This window comes from Moraxella sp. E33BD (assembly GCF_041807865.1).
GTDB lineage: Bacteria > Pseudomonadota > Gammaproteobacteria > Pseudomonadales > Moraxellaceae > Moraxella > Moraxella haemolytica.
In genome coordinates this window covers 1-2,906 of sequence record NZ_JBGTZD010000029.1, presented here as the reverse complement: position 1 = coordinate 2,906, position 2,906 = coordinate 1, and the positions used below count along the sequence as shown (strand labels likewise).

Below are 2,906 nucleotides of genomic sequence, written 5' to 3'. Positions count from 1 at the left end.
GCTACAGGTGTATTTGCTTCTGTCAGTAGCATGGTGTCTGTACGCCGTGAGTTTGATGTATTAAACGCCAGCCTTATCACCGCCACAGGTTCGGCACAATCAGCGTTCGAGCAAATGGACAAGCTAAAAAACTTCTTGCTTTTTTTATCAACCTAAGTTAGTCTGGTACAGACAACCTTTGCTGATGGGATTTGCTATTTTTGGTATTAAAATATTGCATTCTGATGATTTTGTGCTTTATGGTGGGGCTTCAACTGGTCGTTTCTTTGCCATGACTGATAAAGAAACAAACAAAAGCCAAGTATATAATTTATCCACCCAAGTACATAAATTTGAGCTGGTCGATACCGAAAAAGTAGAAACCTTGGCAAATTCAGTTCAAAATGGTGCATTAAGCATGACTGTGGGAGCAATGCTGTTTGGTGCAGGTGTCTTTCCTGCACTTGCGACATTGTGGTTTGGTAGTAAGTTGCCAAACCACACCAAAGATGTTTATGTTGCTTGTATTGAATTTACCGATGGAAAATCCGCTATTGTGCAGCTTGATAAGAAAAAATATGATCAGTTTTTAAAATATATTTCTTAAATCACAACATAATTTAAAAAACCCACCTTAGTCGGTGGGTTTTTTATTACTCAAAGGAAATATTATGGCATTGGCAATTAACATCGTTGAGCAGTATCAAGCAGAGCGACAAGCCCAAAAAGATGCCGAAGCACTGATGGCGATGTTTGCCAAGCATCAGGCAAAGCAAGCCTAAATTTGTTTAAAAATCCACCAAGCAAAGGTTGAAATGATCTTTGTTTGGTTTTATAATTTGATTGTTATCTGATTACATGGGATATGTAGCATCATGCGTGTGGTTCAGTCCAATCTTTTTAAAGAAGGTAAAGCTACAATGGCACTTGGCAAGATTTATTTTAAAAATAAACACACCAAAAAGACAGTAGAATACTCTTTAAAAGATAATGTTCGTCAATTGGTATTGATGGATTTTGAAGAAAAGAAAAATCCAGCCAACACAATCAAAGATGGACTATTCACTCTAGGTGCTGTTACAGCAGTCGCTGGTGGCTCTATTATTGGTGGTTTGGCAACACTTTGGTTGAGTGATAAACTGTCCCTGTCCGACAAATCAGAATACGCCCTAGGCATTGAGTTTTATGACGGTGCTTGGGCGGCACTGGTTGTTAATCATCATTGCTATAAGATACTTGAAAAATACTTAACCAACCCCGCTTAGTCTTTTGACTCTACTTTACTTAAACCAAACCCACCTTTATCGGTGGGTTTTTTATTACCCAAAGGAAATATTATGGCATTAGCAATTAACATCGTACTGGGGGCAAATACGGTTAATTTTAGCCGTAATATCCAAAAAGCCACCAAAAAAGCCGAACAAGAACTGGGAGGTCTTGCAGGTTTTGCCCAAAAAGCCTTGGACAAAATCAACGCAGGTACGCTCATTGGGGCTGGTACACTCACCACCATCGCTGCCGCTGCTGACAAGATGCAATCTTTGGCAAGCAAAGTAAAACTTGCCACCGATGGCAGTGAGCAGTTTAACGCCGTACAACGCCAGCTAAGCAATATCGCCAATGAGCAGCGGTCGAGCTTTGAAGGCGTTGTGGATTTATATGCCAGCAGCCAGCGTGCCTTATCACAGCTGGGCAAATCACAGCAAAATGTGATTGATTTTACTCGCAACATGACCATGGCGATGAATCTTGGCGGTGGTTCGGCACAGGCTCAAGCTGCCGCCCTTACCCAGCTGGGTCAGGCGCTGGGTTCTGGGGCGTTGCGTGGTGATGAATTTAATTCGGTTGCCGAGCAAGCCCCCATCTTGATGGAACTGATTGCCAAGCGAATGGGTGTGGCGACAGCTGCCCTAAGAGACCTTGCCAAAGAAGGTAAAATCACCGCCGATGTGGTCTATGAAGCTGTGTCAGGTTCGACGCAGGCTCTTGAAGAGATGGTGGGCAAAACCAACTTTACCATGTCGCAAGGCTGGCAAGTCATCAAAGACAACTTCGGCTATTTGGTGCATGACATCATCAATGAGACCACAGGCATCGCTGGGGCAATCTCTGATGTGCTTACCTTTGTGGGGCAAAACCTAAAAACCATTGCAACAATCGCAGGGGCAGCAGCGACTGCGATTGGGGTCAAAATGGCTCATGGGTTTTTGATGACCAAATTGGAAGCAACCAGCCTAACCACTGCAATAAAAACCGCAACAATTTCCACTTTAAGTAATGCAAAATCTTTCATTTCAAATGCTTACTCTGCCAAAGCCTACACCCAAAGTATGGCGGTCGCCACCGCAACCACCGCCAGATTTGCCGAAACGGTTGGCGGTGTGATGGTTGGCGGTGTGGCTCGTGCGACAATGGCGATTGATGGCTTTGGGGCAAGATTGGCAAGTGTGCAAGTTACCACAATGACTTATATTCAGTCCAATCTTAGTCTTGCCAACATCAAGAATGTTACCGCATCAACCATCACTCGTGCCAGTGCTGCGATGACAGGATTTGCTCAGGCGACGATTGCCAATATTGGTTCAGCTGCTAGCTATACCAGAAGTCTTTTGACAATCAATGGAGCAAAGACCGCCTTTATTAACATCACACGCTCCACTGTCAGTGGCGTGGTGGGATTTGGTGCAGCGATTAAGGCAGGGACGATAGGCTTGGCTGGCTACACTCGTGCAATTGTTACCAGCACCGTCGCCAAACGAGCTTTTGTTGGGACAGCCACCCTTGCTGCTGGTGCGGTCAATCGTATTGGCACCGCCTTAACCTCACTAGGTCGCATCCTCCTAAGACATCCTTTGATGGTGATTGCTGGCGTCATCTCAGCCGTCATTGTACGCACGATGGGACTACAAAAGGCGATGGAGAGCCTG

Annotated in this window: 3 protein-coding genes; all 3 read left to right on the top strand. The window is 44.8% G+C overall.

Annotated features, from left to right (window positions below; all coding sequences use genetic code 11):
* The first annotated feature begins 271 nt into the window (after positions 1 to 271).
* Positions 272 to 586 (top strand): hypothetical protein, encoded by a 315-nt coding sequence (locus ACERC6_RS10145; protein WP_284672821.1) that lies wholly within the window; start codon positions 272 to 274, stop codon positions 584 to 586.
* Between the two features lie 268 nt (positions 587 to 854).
* A complete protein-coding gene (locus ACERC6_RS10140) occupies positions 855 to 1,244 on the top strand; it encodes a hypothetical protein (protein WP_373628938.1) in 390 nt (129 codons plus the stop codon).
* Between the two features lie 72 nt (positions 1,245 to 1,316).
* Positions 1,317 to 2,906: tape measure protein (locus tag ACERC6_RS10135; RefSeq protein ID WP_373628937.1), on the top strand; the 1,590-nt coding region annotated here is incomplete at its 3' end.

What these genes read in the sequence shown, in the direction of transcription:
- ACERC6_RS10140 (WP_373628938.1), top strand. Translation starts at nt 855, where the DNA reads ATGCGTGTGGTTCAGTCCAATCTTTTTAAAGAAGGTAAAGCTACAATG.
- ACERC6_RS10145 (WP_284672821.1), top strand. Translation starts at nt 272, where the DNA reads ATGACTGATAAAGAAACAAACAAAAGCCAAGTATATAATTTATCCACC.